Raw genomic sequence first — 19,707 nt, forward strand, 5'->3', positions numbered from 1 at the left:
AGAAAATATCATTCATCAAATTTTGAAATGAATTTATCAATATTACTATCAATAAAACTAATAAAAGAATATTTTACTATAGATATAATATTGCTAAAAATCTTATTTATACAAACTTTATTTGTTATTGTGAGCGAACATTCTATTTCAAAAAAAAAGGCTGAATTTTAAAATTCAGCCTTTTTTGTTATTCACTTGTCATAATAAACAATGGATTCATTTCGAAGCTATTGTAATTAGGGCACAGCCTATCTGTATTATAGAATTTTTCAATATTTACTACTTTAGATTTTCCAGTAACCACATCAATAGGCACATTGTCATATCGACCATTTTTAAGCACTACCAATCGACCATGAATACCTTTTAAAATTAAATCTAACGCTAGGTTTCCATAAGCCATTGGCACAATAGAATCAATCGCATCAGGATCTCCTCCTCTTACTAAATATCCTAATTTTTGATTGATCACATTGACTCTTTTTCCATTATTATATAAAGGTGATTGTTCTTTTAAACGTTGGGAAACTAATTCACCTATACCACCAAGTTTAGCGTGACCAAATTGATCTTTTTCACTATCTTTAAACACCATTTCTCCACCTTCAAACATCGCACCTTCAGAAACCAATACCACTGAATATTTACTTGGATTATCAAAACGATCTTCATTTAAACGTTCTGCCAACACATCAATATTAAATTTATACTCGGGAATTACACATCTATTCGCGGCTCCTGCCATTGTAGGCAACATGGCTGTAAAACCTGCGTAACGACCAAACACTTCTAATACTAAAAAACGTTCGTGTGAACCTGCAGAAGTCCTTAAAGTATTGGTCATATTAATAGTTCTTGTAATACAAGTACTAAAACCAATGCAATAATCCGTTCCTGGCACATCATTATCCATTGTTTTTGGAATGGCTACTACCTTCACACCTTCTTGGTATAAACGAACTCCGTAACTCAGTGTATCATCGCCTCCTATAGGAATCAAATAATCAACTCCTAAATAATTTAGGTTACTCAACACCACACTCGTTAAATCATTGAACTCATCTTGGTATGTATCTTTTAGGTGTTTGGGAACACTTACTTTAGGTAAATGACTTGGACGTGTTCTTGAACTGTGTAAGAATGTTCCTCCAGTTCTACCCGTTTTATTTACAATGATTTGAGTTAATTCTACAAAATTATTACTATTATCGGCTTTAGGATCTTGAATCATTTCAACAATACCTGCCCATCCACGCCTTAAACCTATCACTCTGTATCCTTCTCGTATTGCTCTAATAGTAATTGCTCTAATTGCAGGATTTAATCCTGGTACATCTCCACCGCCTGTTAATATCGCGATGGTTCCTTTCACTTTTTTTGCCATAGTTTCTAAATTAATTTGAGCCAATTAAATTACAAAAAAATGATCAGTTAGCTCCAACTTTTTTTCTAAATTGTACCAATGAAAGCTGTTACCGCCAAAGAACTTAAAAATGAGCTTGCTAATGCTTCACAAAGTGAACTGATTGCCTTGTGTTTGCGCTTGTCGAGATTTAAAAAAGAGAATAAAGAATTGCTTACATATCTTTTATTTGAAGCCTCTTATGAAGAGGGTTTTGTGCAAAGTGTGAAGGAAGAAATTGATGCGCAATTTGAGTTAATCAATACAAAAACGTATTATTTTATTAAAAAAAGTGTCCGTAAAATCTTACGAATGATAAAAAAATACATTCGATATTCAAATAGTAAAGAGACTGAAATTGAGCTCCTCCTCTATTTTTGTCAGAAATTAACTGCTTTTAAACCATCTATAAATAAAAATACGGTACTAAAAAACATCTGTATACGAGAAATAGCAAGCATTGAAAAAAAACTTACAGCACTTCACGAAGATTTACAATATGATTATCGGTTGGCTTTGGAAGAATTACATTGTTAATTGCATACGCTAAATTAATGCAATATTATTTTTATTTTAGTATAATTAATATAAAACAACATCTCGACTCCGCTCGATGTGACAAGTTCTAATTAAACAAGTTCAATTCAACGTGAGCTAAAGAACTACCTTATATGACTTCCCGCATTGATATCTATGGTTGCCCCTGTTGCGTGATCCATAAGTCCACTACACATTAAGCCAATTAATGGTGCAATATCTTCTGGTTTGGTTAATTCATTTAATGAAATTTCATTCAATACACGCTCTTCGCCATATTTTTTGATAAAGCTCTCAGCCATTTGCGTTCGTGTAAAACCTGGTGAAACAATAAACGATTTGATATTTTCTTTACCAAAAGATCGTGCTACACTTCTAGCTAAAGAAGTCAATCCACCTTTAGAAGCTGCATATCCAAGATACTCTTCTGTTTCTCCTCTAAAAACCGCCCTACTACCTATATACACAAAAGTTCCTTTACCCTGTGTTCTAAAATGATCAATTCCTAATTTAGTTACTAAACCAACTGAATTTAGATTGATGTCTAAGGTTCGTTTCCAAACCGACAACCAATCTTTCGTGGTTGCTGTTGTAGAATGTTGTAAAAAAACACCTGCGTTTAACACGATTACATCTAAACTTCCAAAACTAGTTATTACATGTTCAACTAATTGAAACACTTCAGCTTCATGTTCCAAATTTGCTTTGAAAGCTTCTGACTTTGTTTCTTTAAAATTGGAAATTAATTGTTCTGCAGCTTCTTTATTGCTATGATAATGTACGGCAACTTGAGCGCCCATTTCCATTAAGAAATGGGCGACTCCTTTGCCAATACCATTAGAAGCTCCAGTGACAAGAATTTTCTTGTCAGATAAATCTAATTGAATCATTTATTTTTTACTCTTCGATTAATTCATAATGCTGATTGATTCCTTTTTCAATTGCCGGAACTCCACTTTCCATCCACATTGGTTTCTTAGCACCTTTTAAATAGTAATCGAAAAACTGCGCCATACGAATGTTAAAATCTTTTCTATTTTGCATTTTTAGCGGCCAGTGTGGCTCCCCATTATAATTCAACATCCAAGATGGTTTTTGAAGTCTTCTTAAAGCTGTGAAAAACTCAATTCCTTGGTACCAAGGCACGTGACCATCTGCATCATTATGCATAATTAATAAAGGTGTATGTATTTTATCTATATTAAATATTGGAGAATTTTCAACATAACGAGCAGGATATTCCCAAGGAGTACCTCCAATTCTACTTTGTGTATGTTCGTATTGAAACTGTCTGCTTAAACCAGTCCACCAACGAATACCACCATAAGCACTTATCATATTCACCACTGGTGCTCCAGATTCTGCAGCCTTAAAGATATTTGTTCTAGTCACTAAATAGGCGATTTGATATCCACCCCAACTATGACCTTGAACACCAATATTATCTTTATCAACAAAACCTTTATCAACAAGTGCTGTTATTCCAGGTATCACACTATTAAATGCACTTTCGCCTGGATACCCATTTCTATACACAATATCAGGATTAAAAATTAAATACCCTCTACTTGCATAAAAGCTATAATTTATACTTGAACGTCCTGGTGATGGTGCTCTGTGATTAAACAATCCGTCTGAACTTTTTTCATAAAAATTAACAAGCATTGGATATTTTTTTGTTGGATCAAAGTTTTCTGGTTTTACCAACATTCCCGTTAATTCTATTCCATCTAAAGAGATCCAATTTACTAATTCTACAGTTCCCCAATTATAGTCACCTTGTTGTGGGTTTGCATTACTTAGCTGTAACTCCTTTTTAAAACTCAAATCAGAAAGTTGAATATTTGGAAATACTTCAAACGTTTGTTTTGTGAAAATAACTTGATCCGTATCTTTTGCTTTTATTGGTGTTGAATAGCGGTAAGGACCTGTAACTAATTGTTTTCCTTTATTATTTTTTGGATTAAATTCAAAATAACCAGCATGTTTATCTACATCTTTAAAGGTAGAAAGCAACCACTTTTTATTTGAAGAAATAGATCGTTCTTCATTATCTAGTTTTAGATAACGATATCTCGTTTTATTTTCACGTCCATTCGTAAGTCGTTTACTTGAAGCATTATCAGGGTTGAAACTCCATATGTCATATCTATCATATAACAATATACTTTCATCATTATCTGTCCAGCCTGCTGCTCCATAAGAACTAGGATGTCTTGGAGAATCATTCATTTCATCATAAAAAACCTTATCTTTTGTAAGCTCCGTATATTTTTTGGTATTCACATTAAAAGCAAACCAAAGACTATCAACAGAATTATATCCATATGCATAGGTTCCTTGCGGACTCATTCTAACACGACCTGTAATATTTTTTAAGGCTTCTATAGTTTCTCCAGTAGTTGTATTTACAAGTGCATAATCACGTGCTGCACTTCCTTTCCATTGACGTTCAAGTTGATACGGTAAATCGGTACTTAGTAAACCATAGGTACTATTTCCTTCATTTCCCAAATCGATATCAGGATACGCCGTAGTTGCTAATTGAACCAATTTATGATTGTTATTCAATAAAATAGCTGTTGTAAACGACTCTTTTTCATCATTTTTAACCTGTAATTCTTGCACGGTATACAACCTTGGCTCATTATAGGTCCACACTTCCACATTTACAATTTCCTCATCTAATAAAGTAGTATCCTTTACAATTGGAGGTTTCGCCAATCCAAAAAACAATTTAGATTCATCTTTAGAGAATGAAATTCTTCCATCAGAAGAAACTCTATAATTTTTAGGAGCAGTAGCGGCATCCACTAACTTCTCTGCCTTCTCTTTTCCTTTAGTCCATAGGTATAATTCATTAGGTCTTATTTGTACTTTAGTAGTATCAGTATCCACCACAAAACCCAGGTTCTTACCTGAATCACTAAAATTTAACTGATAGTATTTTGCCTTTTCAGCACCATAGACATGAGAAAGTTTGTTACTTTCAATATCAAGTACGTACACTCCAGCTTCAAAGGTAGAATCCTTTCCAGAAGTTGCAAAAGCGAGTTGTTTTGCTTCCTTTGCAAATGTATAATTCAATACATATTTAAAGGTATCTTGCTTTACACTATTTAAATCTTTCAACACTAAATGATATCCATTCTCCTTACCAACTTTCTTTACTTTCTTCTTTTTTTCTTTTTTCTTTGGAGCTTCAGAAGTGTCTTTTTCTTTTTTAGCCGCAGGAATATCTTCCAAAAGATATGCTACATAACCAGACCATTTTTCCGGACTTTTGTACGACTTTACGTTTCCAATTTTAACCAATGATTGATTGGCTAAATTAAAAATTGCTAAAGTGTCTTTCGGTAATTTCGCTTTTTTACCTTTTGTACGTTTCAGTTCTTTAATACTATCTTTCCAAGGCTTTATAGTAAATAAGGCCATTGTTGAATTGTAATTAAACTGTGCGTTTTCACTTCGTTCATGTTCAAAAACGAGTTGAGCCTTTGAGTCTTTAATTTTTAGATGACTGTCTTTTTCACCTTTTTCAAGTTCATACAAGACAAAATTTCCATTGTTAGAAATGGTTTGATTTTGAATGGTATTCCATATGTCAAAATCTTTATGGTCTAGTACTTTTTTTTGTCCAAAAACCGTCAAGGAAATTAAGACTAAAACAGTGGTAAAAGTTATTCTCATAATTTATAGTGTTTGATTGATTGATTTTTATTTCATTTACTTTTTCGAAGTAATTACTTTTCTATTTTTTAAATCGTATTTATTTCCTTCCTTTAAGAAGTAAAATTCTCTACTTCCCACAGGTAATTTATAAATAGTATCTCTTTCAGCAGACCATCTTGTTCCATCATAAATTGCTACAAAACTTTCTCCAAATACGGTACACGTATCTCCTTTTACAATTATTCCTGTATTTTCATCCAGTCCTATTCCAAGCAATTCTGGATGTTCATCTAAAATCTCAAATAAATCAAATTGTCTATTTCTAGCTAATAGATGTTGATCAATTGCAACGTTGGAGATAAAACCTAAACCTTCCTGATGATCTCCCATCATAATTGTATTTTTTTTGGTATCACCTCGCGCCAAAAATGAGCCTTGAATTGTTGCTCCTGCAGAGCTTCCTGCAATAACACCTCCCCTTTTTAAAACGTTTAAAAAAGCTTGATGTGCTTTTGTATTTAAATAAGAATCGGCGTGTCTCCATTGCCTTCCTCCACTAAACCAAACTCCTTTTGCTTGTTTAATTGCGGATATAAATTCAACTGAATTAGCCTCTACTGCACTTCGTGTATGTAGCACCGTAACATTAGTAAAACCTCTATCAATATAAGATTGCTTATAGTTATTTAAAAATTCTTCACTTAGTGTATCACTTGAAATAGCTGTTGGAATTACTACAATTGGAGCATCTGGACCACCAATTAATTCCATAAATTTTGTGTAGAACATATCTTTTGCAGCGCCGCCTATAATCAGCAGTGTTCCATTTTCGGGACCTATAGATTCTATTTCTACAGTCTTTTCAACGGACACTATGTTTTTATCGGTTGGATTACAAGCTACTATTCCTAAAAAAATGAGAAGAAGAAACGAGTATTTTTTAATCATATGTAGATCATTCATTACCTATATTTTTTAAAAATTTAAATATAGTAATTTAAAAGTAATCATCGTGTAACCATAAAGTGTTAATAAATTGATAAAATTGTTATGCTATAAACAATTTAGAATACTTCTAAATTTGATGTTTAAACCAAAAAAAACTGATGATGTTCTATTATCGAACGTCATCAGTTTTTTAATATATGAAGTGGTAACTAGATGCTGACCTCCATAAATTTGATATTTAATTGTTTCTGAATTTCATAAATTCTTTTTTCTTCCCCTGGAATAATCAACGCCAATGAAAAACCTCTTTTCCCAGCTCTTGCTGTTCTTCCGCTTCTATGTGTGTAGTATTCTAGCTGTTCAGGCAATTGATGATGGATGATAAAGGCTAAATTGTTTACATCAATCCCACGAGCAGACACATCGGTTGAAACTAGTATTTGAAGACTTTCATTTTTAAAAGCTCGCATTACTTTATCTCTTTCTTTTTGTTGCATATCTCCCTCTAATGCCTCTACTGAAAAGCCGTCTTCCTTTAAAAAATTTGCGATGTTTTGAGCTCCTAATTTTGTTCTACAGAAAATAATACCGCGCTCATTCCCTCTTTTTTCTAAAATTTGGATAAGTAATTCGGGCTTATCTTTAATAGTTGTCTTGATGTATTGGTGGGTAATATTTGTGTTTACCACATGGTTTCTATCTACTTGTACTTGTGGTGCATTGGATTGAATATAGGTTTTAATAATACGCTTAATTTCATTGGGCATTGTTGCTGAAAATAGCCACGTATTACTTGTGTTACTTGTAAATTTTAAAATTCTATTCAAATCTTGCTTAAAGCCCATGTTCAACATTTCATCGGCTTCGTCTAGTACTAATGTAGAAATTTTCTTTACATCGATTTCTCCTCTTTCAATTAAATCTATCAACCTTCCAGGAGTAGCAACAACAATATGTGTTGTTCTTTTTAATGCCTTTATTTGTTTATCAATTTTTTCACCACCATATACGCCTTCCACAAATATTTTTTCAGGGGCATATTTTGTGAATTTAAATAGCTGCTTTTTTATTTGTTGCACTAATTCTCTTGTTGGAGCTAAAATTAAGGCCTGAATTTCAGTATTATCAACATCAATATGATGTAAAATTGGAAGTCCAAAAGCTGCTGTTTTTCCTGTTCCTGTTTGTGCTAAACCTATAAAATCAGTAGGTGATTTAAGTAAGGTAGGTATTGTTTTCGCCTGAATTTCTGTAGGCGATTTAATACCGAGTTCTTTGAGTCCTTGCACATATTCTTTTTGTACTCCTAAATCTAAAAATGTTGACATACTATTTTATATTTTTTGAAACTTACTAAGAATTTGTTAAACTCTTAAAATAACAAAAGCTACTTTTTCAAGTAGCTTTTGTTTACTTATTTATCTTTTTACTTATACCTTTTTTACTCTCACAGCATTCATCCCTTTTAAACCACGTTCTAGCTCAAAAGTTACTTTGTCATTTTCTTTTATTTCTTCTAATAAACCACTCACGTGCACAAAATATTTTTCTTGAGATGTGGTATCAATAATAAAACCGAATCCTTTTGACGTATCAAAGAAAGATACTTTACCAACCTTATCAGCTGTTTCTTCCTCTTCTCTATCTTCTTTTTTAGGAATTCCAATTTCTATGGTAGATGCATCTACCTTTATTTTTTTAGAAGGATCTGGGGGAGTACTCGTAAGCTGTCCAAACTCATCAACATAGATAAATTCACTTTCCTGGCCGCTAGCTCTTCTTTCCTCTTTTTTAAGTAATTTATCTTTTTTCTTTTTTAAACGCTTTTTTTCTCTTTCTTTTTTCCCAAAGGTTTCTTGTGATCCTGCCATTAATTTTTAAATTAAATTTTTATTGTTAAACATATATTTTTACCGCTTTATCTAATCTATATAAAAACGAATGTGAAGAATTTACAATTAATAACAAACTGGAATATCAAGAGTCGCTTATATAACTAGCCTACGTAAAATAAAAAATGAAATGCATATTATTGTCAAAACATTTCTGCAAATATAACATTTCCTATTTAATTTTTTTAATCTATTTGTTCAAAATCATTATTTTAAATTATTTAGTAAAAAAAAAGCCTGAAATAAAACAGGCTTTTAATTTATAATATGTCGTTATATGTTTACTCATTGATAAAGTCGTTAAAAGATTTTAATTGAAGATCTTTTAATTTCGCTTTCTTTTTATATTTAGTAAACATGCTCTGAGCATTATTAAAACGCTCTTCTAACATACTTAAAAAGTCAAGTTCGTTACTTGATGGTTTGTCATAACTAGAAGCCAATTTACTGTATAATTCTGATAGTTTCTCACGTAATTGTGGCTCAGCAGAACCTACATAGTTATCACCGGTAGTAATAACTAATGTTTCCTTCAACTCGTTTAGTGAATTCTTTAATTTTTTATTGGTCACTTTTTCCAAGGTTGCATCTAACTCATACACCATATATGCTAAGTCTTGAGTCATATCATACAGTTTCATAATTGTTTGATACTTTATTTCACTTTCTTCAGCAGTTAAATTTGCGTGTTTGTCGTACACGACCTCAAACTCGTGCTCAAATGTATCTTTTCCTTTTGTTAACACTGCTTTGTAGGTTCCTTCTTTCACTCTTGGAGCTGTAAAACCTCCAAAACTAAACGTTTTTCCTTTTGCTACTTTTGGTTGTTTGATGGTGTAATTCCAATCTACGATATTAATCCCTTTCGATTTTCCAGGAGATAAGGTTGTAATCTTTTTGCCTTCCATATCCTGAATTTCAAGTGACATTTTACCAAATGTATGACGCTTTGGAAGTAAGTATTTAATGTGAGCCGCTGTTGAAGGATTACTTCCTACAAACTGAGTCTCAGTACCAAAACTTCCTGAAAATCCGCCTTGATCTTTCATAACAAAAGGCTTAGAATTGAAAAAGTGAACTTTTTTACTTAAAGCTTCTGAAGTTATTTCTCTCAGTGGTGAAATATCATCTATGATTATAATACCACGACCATGCGTACCCATAACCAAATCATTTGTTTTTTTATGTAAATCAATAAAATGAACTGCAACGGAAGGCATATTATTCGTAAACTTTGTCCAACTATTTCCACCATCTAAAGTGATATACAAACCAAACTCAGTTCCTAGAAATAATAAATTAGGATTTACATAATCTTCTTGAATATTTCTTACAAATCCAACTATCTCATCAGTAATAATACTCTTCCAAGTTTTACCAAAATCTGTTGTTTTATAGGTATATGGATTCATATCACCTGTAGAATGCCCTTCAAAAACAGCATAAGCTGTACCTTTTTCGTGTGAACTTGGTTCGATATGATATACCCAGGTATTTTTTGGTAAACCTTCGATAGCTGTAGCTGTATTTGTCCAAGTTCTTCCGCCATCAACAGTAACTTGCATATTACCATCATCAGTTCCTACCCAAATAATATTTTGATCTAAAGGTGATTCTGCTATCGTAAAAATTGTCGTATGATTTTCTGCTCCAGAATTATCTTTTGATAGGCCACCTGAATTTTCTTGTTCTTGTTTTGTTTTATCATTCGTAGTTAAATCTGGTGAAATAATGGTCCAAGTATCTCCCATATCTTCAGATTTGTGCAAAAACTGACTTCCCATATAAAAACGATCTGGCTGAAAATTACTAATAGCCATTGGAGCATTCCAATTGTAACGTAATTTTGCATTTCCTTTTTGCGGTAATGGCTGTATGGTTTTTAATAAATTATTCTCAACATCGTATCTCCAAACATTTTCAGCGCCTTGCATTTCAGAATAAATAATGTTTTTAGTTGGGTGCTTTAACACTCTAAATCCGTCTCCTGCACCAATAGAATTCCAATCTCTTGCTTCAATTCCACCTGAAGATGATGAAGGCCCATACCACGAACCATTATCTTGCAAACCTCCGTAAATATTATATGGTTCTGCATCATCCAAACTGATATGATAAAATTGTGATAAGGGTAAATTTTCAACAATTTCCATGGTTGTACCACCATTCATAGAACGATACACACCACCATCAGTTCCTGCATAGATTCTATCAGAGTCGTGAATATCAAAAACAATATCGTGAATATCACTGTGCATATTTCCTAAACTTTTAAAAGTTTTACCACCATCTCTAGAGATGGAGCCATTTAATCCACCTTTCACAATTACATTAGGATCTCTAGGGTCTACTACAATTCTTGAGAAATAAAAAGGGCGCACTGTAATCCCAAAATCATTGTTAAGTTGTTTCCAGTTTTCTCCGGCGTCATCACTTCTATACAACCCTTTTCGTTCGTCTTCTTCGGCTTCAATTACGGTGTATAAAATATTAGAATCTGATTTTGCAACTGCAATTCCTAAACGACCTAAATTTCCTTCAGGAAAGCCATTATGAATTTTATTCCAAGTAGCTCCCCCATCAGTAGATTTATACAAAGCACTATTTGCCCCACCAGATTCAAAAGACCAAGGTGTACGTCTAAATTCCCACATAGAAGCATATAAAATTGAAGGATCATTTGGATCCATTGCTAAATCTGCCGCTCCAGTTTTTTCGTTTACATATAAAATTTGATTCCAAGTTTTACCCGCATCGATACTTTTGTAAATACCTCTTTCATCACTATCTGACCATAAAGCCCCTAAAACAGCTACATAGACTTCGTTCGCATTTTTTGGATTTACAATAATATTGGCAATTCGTTCTGATTTATCAAATCCTAGCTTTGTCCAATTAGAGCCACCATCCACTGATTTGTACAATCCATCTCCGACAGAAACGCTATTTCTAGTCCAAGTTTCACCAGTTCCTACATAAATAACATTATCTGGGTTTGTAGGGTCGATACCAACAGCGCCAATAGATTGGCAATATTCATCAAAAATTGGATTGAACGTTGTTCCTGCATCATTTGATTTCCAAACACCGCCACCTGCTGTACCTGCATAAATGATACGCTTGTTGGTAGGATGTACTTCTAAATCGTTTATTCTACCACTCATTAAAGCTGGACCAATATGACGTGCGTTTAAAGATCCAAATAAATTCTTTGCACTTAAAATATGATCTGTTTGTGCATCTACCGCAATAGAAAGTAGTATCATACTCCAAACTAGAAGTGAACTCATTTTTTTCATTCTTATAAAATTTTAGTTAGTTAAATCAAAAAACCTCAATAGAAATTATTGAGGTTTTGAGTATATTTAGTTTTTAGGAGTTTCCGTAGTTTCTATTTCTTCAGGAAACTTAAATTGTGCATCATCTATTTGAGGATTTAGCTCAATTTTATCTAGCGTAATTCCTTGCCCTGGTTGCCCTTTTATCCCTTGTGTTAAAGAAAAAGGAAAATATATGCCATCAACTTCTTGATAATCGCTCATTTTAGCCTCTCCCATTTGCCCTTTATATGGACCTGTTTTTATTTCATTTTGAGCAACAATAGGTACAAAATTCTCAGTATCAAAATAGTAGAAAGTAATATTCTGTTCTTCTTTACCATCAATAGTAATTGGTTCTCTGGTTAATTTAATTTTAAAAGTTTCAGTTCCATCAATTGTTTCATTTCCTAATAATTCAACCTGATATCCTTTTTCCTTATAGTTTAAAAATGGATCAAGAAAATCATTCATTTCTAATTTTAAATTATCTGTAGTTTCCTTATCACTTTTTTCAGCTTTTTGAGTCATAAAATTAGTACTCCACAAGGTTTCACCATCAAATACACCTTGCTTTAATTCTTTACCTTGAAAATTAATAACGGTCATTTGTTTCCCATTTTTTAATTGAATAATTTCCAAAGGTATTTCCATGCCTTGTTGATTCACTTTCGCACTCATTTTAACACCCTCTATAGCATTTAGCTTTTCAATACCTCCAATATTTTCAAAATAAGTTGAAAGTATCTCATCGGCTGTTTGCGCATTAGTCTTATGAACAAAACCAATAACTAAGGCTATTACTACTATTTTTAAAATTTTCATATTTCTGATTTAATTTATGTTATACGATTTAATATGTGCACCAAAATACAAAAATGTTACAGATTAACTATTTTTTTAATAAAAAAAGGGGTAAAAAACTTATGTTTAGCTGACTAACTATTATTTAGTACTGAAAAATTTAAGGTATCTCCTACTTTTTTTTGCGCTAAAATTGCGATTGATTTTTCTGAAAGTTGGAACACACGTGGATATCCACCAGTAGTTTGAGCATCTTTCATTAGAATGATAAGTTGACCTGAAGGTACTATTTGAACCGTACCCGGTAAAACGGGTCCTGTAATCATTGATTTGTTATGAGGAATAACAGATTCTTCCAATCTATACCCCATTCTATTGATATCTTTTGAAACGGTATACAAATTCGTAATTAGTTTTTCTTGTTCAGCTAAGGAAAACAATTCAAAATCTGGACCTTTGTAGGCTTCAATAATTTTGGTTTCAAAAAATTGTTTGTTGATTTTGAGAATTGAATTCGCCTTTTTTATGGAAGTAGTTTGTGTTTTATAAGGAATACAATCATTTTTTTTTAGTTTACTTTCTCCCGTTATCCCTTGATAAAATGATTTGCTATTTAAAATTGTTTCTGTTTGGAATCCTCCAAGAATAGCAACATAGGTAATTAAACCTTTTATGAGTTGTCCAAAACTAAGTATATCTCCACTTTTAACAGTGTATACCTTATAATTTAACATAAATTCATCATTTAATTTCGGAGACATATCGGCACCAGAAATTACTATTGCTGTTGTTTTGGTAAATTCCAAGGTAGGTCCCTGCAACATTATTTCTAGAACCGCATCATTTTCTTGGTTATTTAATAAAGCATTTGCCAAGCCACTAGAAATGGAGTCCATGGCTCCACTGTTAGGAACTCCTATATTCCTATATCCAAATCTACCTTTATCTTGAATTGAAGTGTATAAACCAGCCTTTAGAACTTTAATCATTTAACAAACTATTTTTAAGTTCGTAATTTCCTCTATCTTCTTCCAGTTCTATCGCTAGAAATTCCTCTTTTGAAATGGATTTAAAACAAATACGATCACCTGGCTTCATCTTACAAGGATTTTCTTTGGAAATATTGAATAATGAAACCGGAGTTTTACCAATAATTTGCCAACCGCCTGGAGATTGTTGAGGATAAATTCCAGTCTGATTTCCGCCAATAGCAACAGCTCCTTTTAGAATCTTCAAACGCGGAATTTCTTTTCTAGAGATATGTAGCTTTTTAGGTAAGCCACCTAGATATAAAAAACCTGGTAAAAAGCCAATTCCAAAAACAGTGTATATAGCGCTTGTATGTAACGAAATTATTTCATCAATGGATACGTTTTTTTCGGTTGCCATATAAGCGATGTCGATCCCAAATTCAGGATCGTAACAAACAGGAATATCCCAGCTAGTACTTCGAACCATTATTTTATCTGAAAATGATTTCTTATAAAGTAATTCAACTTTGTCTTTAAGCTCTAAAAAATGAATATATTTTGAATTATATTTTATTAATAATGAATTATATACGTAATTCAGTTCAAGTATTTCTTTATAATTTTTATTTTCAATTTTAGCAACTAATATCTGAATATCGTTCAGAATTTCTATAGCAATTTTTTGAGGCCATTCTATTAAAATCGCACTATTCCCATATGGTTTATATGTTAATTTAAATTGCTTCAAATGTGTTTTAAGTTATTAAATTCTTATGCAAATAAGCTACAATTCTTACCGCATTTTCAGTATCGGAATGAACACAAAATGTGGTTGCTTTTATCGATACTTTTTTACCCGTAATTGTAGTCACTTTATTGAATTTATTTATTTCAGTTACATGCTTTAAAATGGCTATTGGATCGGAAATAATAGCGTCTTTTTTATCTCGGGAAACTAAGCTTAAATCATTATTATAATTCCTATCTGCAAATGCTTCATATATAATTTTAAATCCATTTTTTATCGCACATTTTTCTATTTCTGAGTTAAACGGAATGTAGATATTCACCTCATTTTTATAGGGTAAAATAGCTTCTAAAAACACAAGTGCCAATTCTCTATTTTTTGCAATGTCATTATAAAGAGCCCCATGAGCTTTGATATGGTGTAAATTTGCTCCTTTTTCATCAATTACTTTTATCAAGCTATTTATTTGTGCTTGAATAGATTCTTTTAAATCCTCTGCTGAAATAACCATTGTTTTTCTGCCAAAATTTAGTTTATCAGGATATGATGGATGTGCTCCAATTTTTACTTTCTGTTTTATTGCAAGTTGAACAACAGTACTCATTAGTTTTTCATCACCTGCATGACCGCCACAAGCAATATTACACGATTGAATATACGGCATTAACTGAGCTTCATTATTTACTCCTTCTCCTACATCGCAATTAATCATAACTTGTTTCATATTATAATAATTCAAAGACTTTTAAAATACTTTTAAAACCTAAAATCATGGTAATTAGAATAATAATTCCAGCAAAAACATTTTGTAACCATCCGTTTTTAAATGTTCCTAAAACTGCCGTTTTATTCACAATCCATACTAAAAATAAAGCAATCACTGGGAGTAAAATTCCATTTGCAACTTGAGCAAATTTAATAATTTCAATAGGATTAATTTTTAAGGAAGAAAAAAGTACCCCTAACGCCAAGATTAAAAACCAAACAAATCTAAATCTTAAACTTTTTAGGCTCGCATTCCAACCAAAACAGCTATTTGCAACATACGCAGCAGCTAATGGAGCTGTAATTGCAGAGGTAATTCCTGCAGCAAAGAGACCAATTCCTAAAAAATATTTTGCAAAATTACCATATAAAGGCTCTAATCCTTTGGCTAAATCAATTCCATTTTTTATTTCATAGCCTTGAATTGAAGTAGCTGCAATAATAATTGCCATAGAAACAAAACCACCTAAAATAATAGAAATATACGTATCCTTTCTTGCAAAGGTTAAGTCGCTTTGTTTTTTCCACTTTTCTTTTACTAAAGATGCGTGTAAAAACAAGTTATAAGGCACTACAGTTGTGCCTATTAAACCAATAATAGTTAACATGCTTCCTTTTGGAAAGGAAGGAATTAAAATTCCTTTAAACATCAAAGATATATCTGGTTTTGTAATTATTGCAGTTAACACAAATGAAATACTCATGGTAAGAACCAGCACTACTAAACTTCGCTCTAAAATTTTATAATTTCCAATGTATAATAATGCAAAGGCTATTATTCCAATGCTTATTGGATAAAAAATGTAATATGATTCACCCACAATTGCAGAGATTCCTAAAGATGCTCCACTAATATTACCAGCTTCATAAGCCGCATTCCCAATTACTATTGCCGACAAAATTAAAATAATAGCTATTTTTTTTAACCAAGGGAATTTTATCTGTTCTTTTATAATATCTGCTAATCCTTTTTGAGTAATAATACCAACTCTAGCAGCCATTTCTTGTAAAATAACCGTTGCAATAATTGATAAGGTCATTGCCCAAAGAAGTGTATACCCAAAATTAACACCTGCCAAAGTACAAACTGTTACCGTTCCGGGACCAATAAAAGCGGCTGCCACCAGAACACCCGGGCCAATATTTTTAAACCAATTTATCATTTGTTCATTATAAATTTATGTAGAAGATCTTTCAAAAATACCTAAAAAACTTAAATAAAAGTTTTAAAACCGAAATATTAAACTCCTTGAAAATAAATTTAATATTGTAAAATTTGAAGGCATTTGTATACGTTCTATAAATTTCTTAATTTGTAAGAACTAAATATTTACTAACTAACTATTTTTATGATGACAAATTCAACCAACAAACCTACACCTACTTTTTGGATCATAGGCATTGCAGCATTAATTTGGAACTTAATGGGGGTATCCGCCTATTTAGGACAGGCTTATATGACTGATGCAATATTAAAAGCATTACCTGAAACCGAACAATTGTATTACACAAACATACCTGCTTGGGTAACAGCGGCATTTGCATTTGCTGTCTTTGGAGGAACTGTAGGGTGCATTTTGCTACTTTTAAAAAAGAAATTGGCTATTCAGTTATTCATTTTATCCTTATTAGGCGTTTTAACACAATTTGTCTATAACTTTTTTATCCAAGATTATATGGAAGTTTCAGGATCAAATAGTATCATGCCGATTGTTGTTATTGGCGTAGCTGCTTTTTTAATTTGGTATTCAAAAAAATCAAAAGAGGATGGCATTATTTCCTAACAGACCAACTTATTCATTTGATAAAGCCTGAATCTAAATTCAGGTTTTTTTGTGCAGTATTCTATTTTTACTTTCTTATTTTTGACATGGTATGAAAGACTTATTAATTATAGGGTTTGTATGGCCAGAGCCTAATTCAACGGCTGCTGGAACCAGAATGCTTCAACTTATTGAATTGTTTCAATCAGAAGATTACGAAATCACTTTTGTATGTGCAGCATCAAAAACAACCAATACGTTTAACCTAGAAAAGTTAAACATTAAAACATTTGAAATTGAATTAAATGATTCTAGTTTTGATGTTTTTCTAAAATCTTTAAATCCGTCTATTATACTATTTGATCGATTTTTAACTGAAGAACAATTTGGATGGAGAGTGTCAGAAACATGTCCAAATGCACTTAGAATTTTAGACTCTGAAGATTTACATTTTTTACGCAGTGCTAGAAAAGAAGCGCTTAAACAGCATAAAGAGCTTTCATTAGATTTATTAATGAATGATACTACTAAGCGTGAATTAGCAAGCATCTATCGATGTGATGTAACACTTATTATTTCAAAATTTGAATTCAAGTTGCTAAAAAAGACGTTTAAAATTGATACATCTCTTTTACATTATATTCCCTTTTTACAAAACAATATAAGCTTAGAAACTATAGACTCTTTTCCAACCTTTCAAAACCGAAAGCATTTTATGACTATTGGTAATTTTAGACACGAACCAAATTGGAACGCTGTTTTGTACCTAAAAAAAGATATATGGCCGTTAATTAAACAACAACTACCCGATGCGAAGATTTTAATTTATGGGGCTTATGCAACTGAAAAAGCACATCAACTTCAAAATATAAAAGAAGGTTTTATGATAAAAGGATGGGCAAAAAGTAGTGAAGATGTTTTTAAAAATGCAAGAATATGCTTAGCCCCTCTTCTATTTGGAGCGGGGTTAAAAGGAAAACTAATAGAATCCATGCAATTTGGTACACCAAGTGTAACTACATCAATTGGAGCTGAATCTATGCATCACAAATTACCTTGGAATGGGTTTATTGAGAATAATCCTAAGGATTTTGCTAAAAGCGCAGTAACACTTTATACCAATGAAAAAATGTGGCGAAGAGCACAAATAAATGGTTTAGAAATAATTGACACCTATTATTCTAAGGAAAAATATAGTAAACAATTGCTGAAAAAAGTTAAAAATTTACAACTAAACCTTAAAGATCATCGATTACAAAACTTTATAGGTGCTGTTTTAACACATCATACTTTAAAAAGCACCAAATATTTATCGAAATGGATTGAAGAAAAAAATAGTCATTAATTAGTATCCTCAGTTGTAAGAATGTTTAAAATTTCTAAAGGAATTCTAATAGGTCTCATTGTAACTTTATCCAACAAACACCAAATAGTTTTAGCTTTGGCAACTGTTTTTTTCCCTTTTGTGATTTCTACAAAACGCTCAGATTTCACTCCATAAGAATCACCAATCCAAGTAGTTATTTTAACTTCATCACCAAGAATTAAAGCAGATACATAATCTATCTCATGCCTCAAAACAACCCAAACAAATTTTGAATCAATTTGTTCGTTACTTATCAGCTTCCAATGTCTTTGTGCAGCAAGCTGCACCCATTCAACATAGTGAATATTGTTGACATGTTTTAATTCATCAATCTGATTAGATTTGACTTTAAGCTCGAAATAATAACTATTTAATTTGTTCATTTAACCTACTAATTTGATTGGTTCAATGTTTTAATTTATAAATTAAATTTGAATACTAAATAATTGGAATTATAAATGTTATAAATTACTTTTACAAAACCTAGAAAAGTTCAAGAATATTTAATGATCCAATATTATTTTGTAATAATATTTAATCATTTGCAGTCGTAATAATTTGAGCAATAAGAAATTATCGTGGGGACGACAGTTTTTTTCAAACCTATTGCGGCTGTTTTTTTTAGAATAACATAAACAGTTGTAAAAACTTAATCTTATTATACTACCGTTGTGGGGACGACATTTATAAGTTTTTTTTGCAGCTGTTTTTTATTTAAAAAATGAGGACAATTTTTATTCTTTTAAAAAGTTTACAAATTCACACAATTTTTTGCGACCGTGCTTAACTTGCCCCGCTTATTTTTATAATTAAAATTTGGCGTTAATGTATTTATATATATCAAATGAGCTTCATTTTTTACTTTTCTAACAAGATTTTTTTCGGTGGCTACCATCATCACTATTTTTTGATAAAAATTTTAGTAAAATAATTTCTTCCTTGTCTATTTTGTTCAATTGAAATTCCAATATGTGTATATGAATCGTTTTCAATAATTGCTTTATGATTTTCATTATTGAGCATAGCGTTGATTACACTTGTTGCACTACTAAAACCGTAAGCTAAACTCTCTCCAGTCCATTTAGCATTGGTTAGTGCCACGGAATTTTCCTGCTGTTCAATAAAGACATCATGATTCATTTCATCATTTATAATAGTATGAGATGATTGGGTTAATGCTACAGACGATATAATATCAAGAGTTTCGAAGGGTAGCATTCCTAATGAGATTCTATACTCATTTATTAAGTCAATTATTTCTAATTCCATTGTCGCATACTCCGTTTTAAATTCATTAAAATAAATTCCTTCATCACCAGAGCTACAGGAATTAAAAACAGTGCATACGAGTGCAAATAGTATTAATTTAATTTTTAGGGATTTCATTGCTAGTTGTTGGGGTTATCTTTTGCTGTTTATATTAATACAGCCGCAATTTTATCGTTTAAATATACTGTTGTGGGAATAGTATTTCTATAGATAAATTTTTTGCGGCTGATTAATTCTATTAGTAATAATATGT

At 31.6% G+C, this 19,707-nt stretch carries 17 protein-coding genes; 3 read left to right on the top strand and 14 right to left on the bottom strand.

Annotated elements, in window-relative coordinates:
• Nucleotides 1-187: 187 nt before the first annotated feature.
• Nucleotides 188-1,384 (bottom strand): 6-phosphofructokinase, encoded by a 1,197-nt coding sequence (locus HKP59_RS06810; protein ID WP_291804840.1) that lies wholly within the window; start codon nucleotides 1,382-1,384, stop codon nucleotides 188-190.
• 78 nt (nucleotides 1,385-1,462) lie between these two features.
• Between HKP59_RS06810 and HKP59_RS06815 the strand changes: the two genes are divergently transcribed.
• Complete coding sequence (locus tag HKP59_RS06815) at nucleotides 1,463-1,939, top strand: hypothetical protein (RefSeq protein ID WP_291804843.1); 477 nt, start codon at nucleotides 1,463-1,465, stop codon at nucleotides 1,937-1,939.
• 125 nt (nucleotides 1,940-2,064) lie between these two features.
• Here HKP59_RS06815 and HKP59_RS06820 read toward each other — a convergent pair whose 3' ends face one another.
• The 11 genes from HKP59_RS06820 to HKP59_RS06870 all read right to left on the bottom strand — a co-directional run bounded on the left by HKP59_RS06820 (nucleotide 2,065) and on the right by HKP59_RS06870 (nucleotide 16,219).
• Nucleotides 2,065-2,829 carry an SDR family oxidoreductase gene (locus HKP59_RS06820; protein WP_291804844.1) on the bottom strand — a complete coding sequence of 255 codons (765 nt, stop codon included), beginning with the start codon at nucleotides 2,827-2,829 and terminating at the stop codon, nucleotides 2,065-2,067.
• A 7-nt stretch (nucleotides 2,830-2,836) separates the two neighbouring features.
• Complete coding sequence (locus tag HKP59_RS06825) at nucleotides 2,837-5,629, bottom strand: prolyl oligopeptidase family serine peptidase (protein WP_291804845.1); 2,793 nt, start codon at nucleotides 5,627-5,629, stop codon at nucleotides 2,837-2,839.
• Between the two features lie 36 nt (nucleotides 5,630-5,665).
• Nucleotides 5,666-6,574, bottom strand: coding sequence for a cyanophycinase (locus tag HKP59_RS06830; RefSeq protein WP_291804848.1), 909 nt, complete (start codon nucleotides 6,572-6,574; stop codon nucleotides 5,666-5,668).
• Between the two features lie 194 nt (nucleotides 6,575-6,768).
• Nucleotides 6,769-7,887, bottom strand: coding sequence for a DEAD/DEAH box helicase (locus HKP59_RS06835; protein WP_291804851.1), 1,119 nt, complete (start codon nucleotides 7,885-7,887; stop codon nucleotides 6,769-6,771).
• A 102-nt stretch (nucleotides 7,888-7,989) separates the two neighbouring features.
• A complete protein-coding gene (locus tag HKP59_RS06840) occupies nucleotides 7,990-8,430 on the bottom strand; it encodes a cold-shock protein (protein WP_291804854.1) in 441 nt (146 codons plus the stop codon).
• A 302-nt stretch (nucleotides 8,431-8,732) separates the two neighbouring features.
• Nucleotides 8,733-11,741 (bottom strand): hypothetical protein, encoded by a 3,009-nt coding sequence (locus HKP59_RS06845; RefSeq protein WP_291804857.1) that lies wholly within the window; start codon nucleotides 11,739-11,741, stop codon nucleotides 8,733-8,735.
• A 75-nt stretch (nucleotides 11,742-11,816) separates the two neighbouring features.
• Nucleotides 11,817-12,593, bottom strand: coding sequence for an outer membrane lipoprotein-sorting protein (locus HKP59_RS06850; RefSeq protein ID WP_291804859.1), 777 nt, complete (start codon nucleotides 12,591-12,593; stop codon nucleotides 11,817-11,819).
• A 113-nt stretch (nucleotides 12,594-12,706) separates the two neighbouring features.
• Nucleotides 12,707-13,561 carry a biotin-dependent carboxyltransferase family protein gene (locus HKP59_RS06855; protein WP_291804861.1) on the bottom strand — a complete coding sequence of 285 codons (855 nt, stop codon included), beginning with the start codon at nucleotides 13,559-13,561 and terminating at the stop codon, nucleotides 12,707-12,709.
• Nucleotides 13,554-14,291 carry a 5-oxoprolinase subunit PxpB gene (gene pxpB, locus HKP59_RS06860; protein ID WP_291804863.1) on the bottom strand — a complete coding sequence of 246 codons (738 nt, stop codon included), beginning with the start codon at nucleotides 14,289-14,291 and terminating at the stop codon, nucleotides 13,554-13,556. Before pxpB ends, HKP59_RS06855 begins: the two co-directional genes overlap by 8 nt.
• 7 nt (nucleotides 14,292-14,298) lie before the next feature.
• Nucleotides 14,299-15,015, bottom strand: coding sequence for a 5-oxoprolinase subunit PxpA (gene pxpA, locus HKP59_RS06865; RefSeq protein ID WP_291804864.1), 717 nt, complete (start codon nucleotides 15,013-15,015; stop codon nucleotides 14,299-14,301).
• 1 nt (nucleotide 15,016) lies between these two features.
• Nucleotides 15,017-16,219 carry an Nramp family divalent metal transporter gene (locus HKP59_RS06870; protein WP_291804866.1) on the bottom strand — a complete coding sequence of 401 codons (1,203 nt, stop codon included), beginning with the start codon at nucleotides 16,217-16,219 and terminating at the stop codon, nucleotides 15,017-15,019.
• 186 nt (nucleotides 16,220-16,405) lie between these two features.
• On the opposite strand from HKP59_RS06870, the gene HKP59_RS06875 reads away from it, so the two are divergent.
• Together HKP59_RS06875 and HKP59_RS06880 are read left to right on the top strand one after the other, a co-directional pair.
• Nucleotides 16,406-16,840, top strand: a complete 435-nt coding sequence (locus tag HKP59_RS06875; RefSeq protein ID WP_291804868.1) for a hypothetical protein — start codon at nucleotides 16,406-16,408, stop codon at nucleotides 16,838-16,840.
• A gap of 91 nt (nucleotides 16,841-16,931) precedes the next feature.
• Nucleotides 16,932-18,164: a glycosyltransferase family 4 protein gene (locus HKP59_RS06880; protein ID WP_291804869.1), complete on the top strand. Its 1,233-nt coding sequence runs from the start codon at nucleotides 16,932-16,934 to the stop codon at nucleotides 18,162-18,164.
• Here HKP59_RS06880 and HKP59_RS06885 read toward each other — a convergent pair.
• The gene (locus HKP59_RS06885; RefSeq protein WP_291804870.1) at nucleotides 18,161-18,568 is read right to left on the bottom strand and encodes a thioesterase family protein; all 408 of its coding nucleotides are present in this window, start codon (nucleotides 18,566-18,568) and stop codon (nucleotides 18,161-18,163) included. The two genes, HKP59_RS06880 and HKP59_RS06885, sit on opposite strands and share 4 nt — an antisense overlap.
• Before the next feature lie 517 nt (nucleotides 18,569-19,085).
• Entirely contained in the window at nucleotides 19,086-19,571 is a 486-nt protein-coding gene (locus tag HKP59_RS06890) for a CAP domain-containing protein (RefSeq protein ID WP_291804871.1), read from the bottom strand.
• Nucleotides 19,572-19,707: the final 136 nt, after the last annotated feature.

It is taken from the genome of Lutibacter sp. (assembly GCF_013041805.1).
Taxonomy (GTDB): domain Bacteria; phylum Bacteroidota; class Bacteroidia; order Flavobacteriales; family Flavobacteriaceae; genus Lutibacter.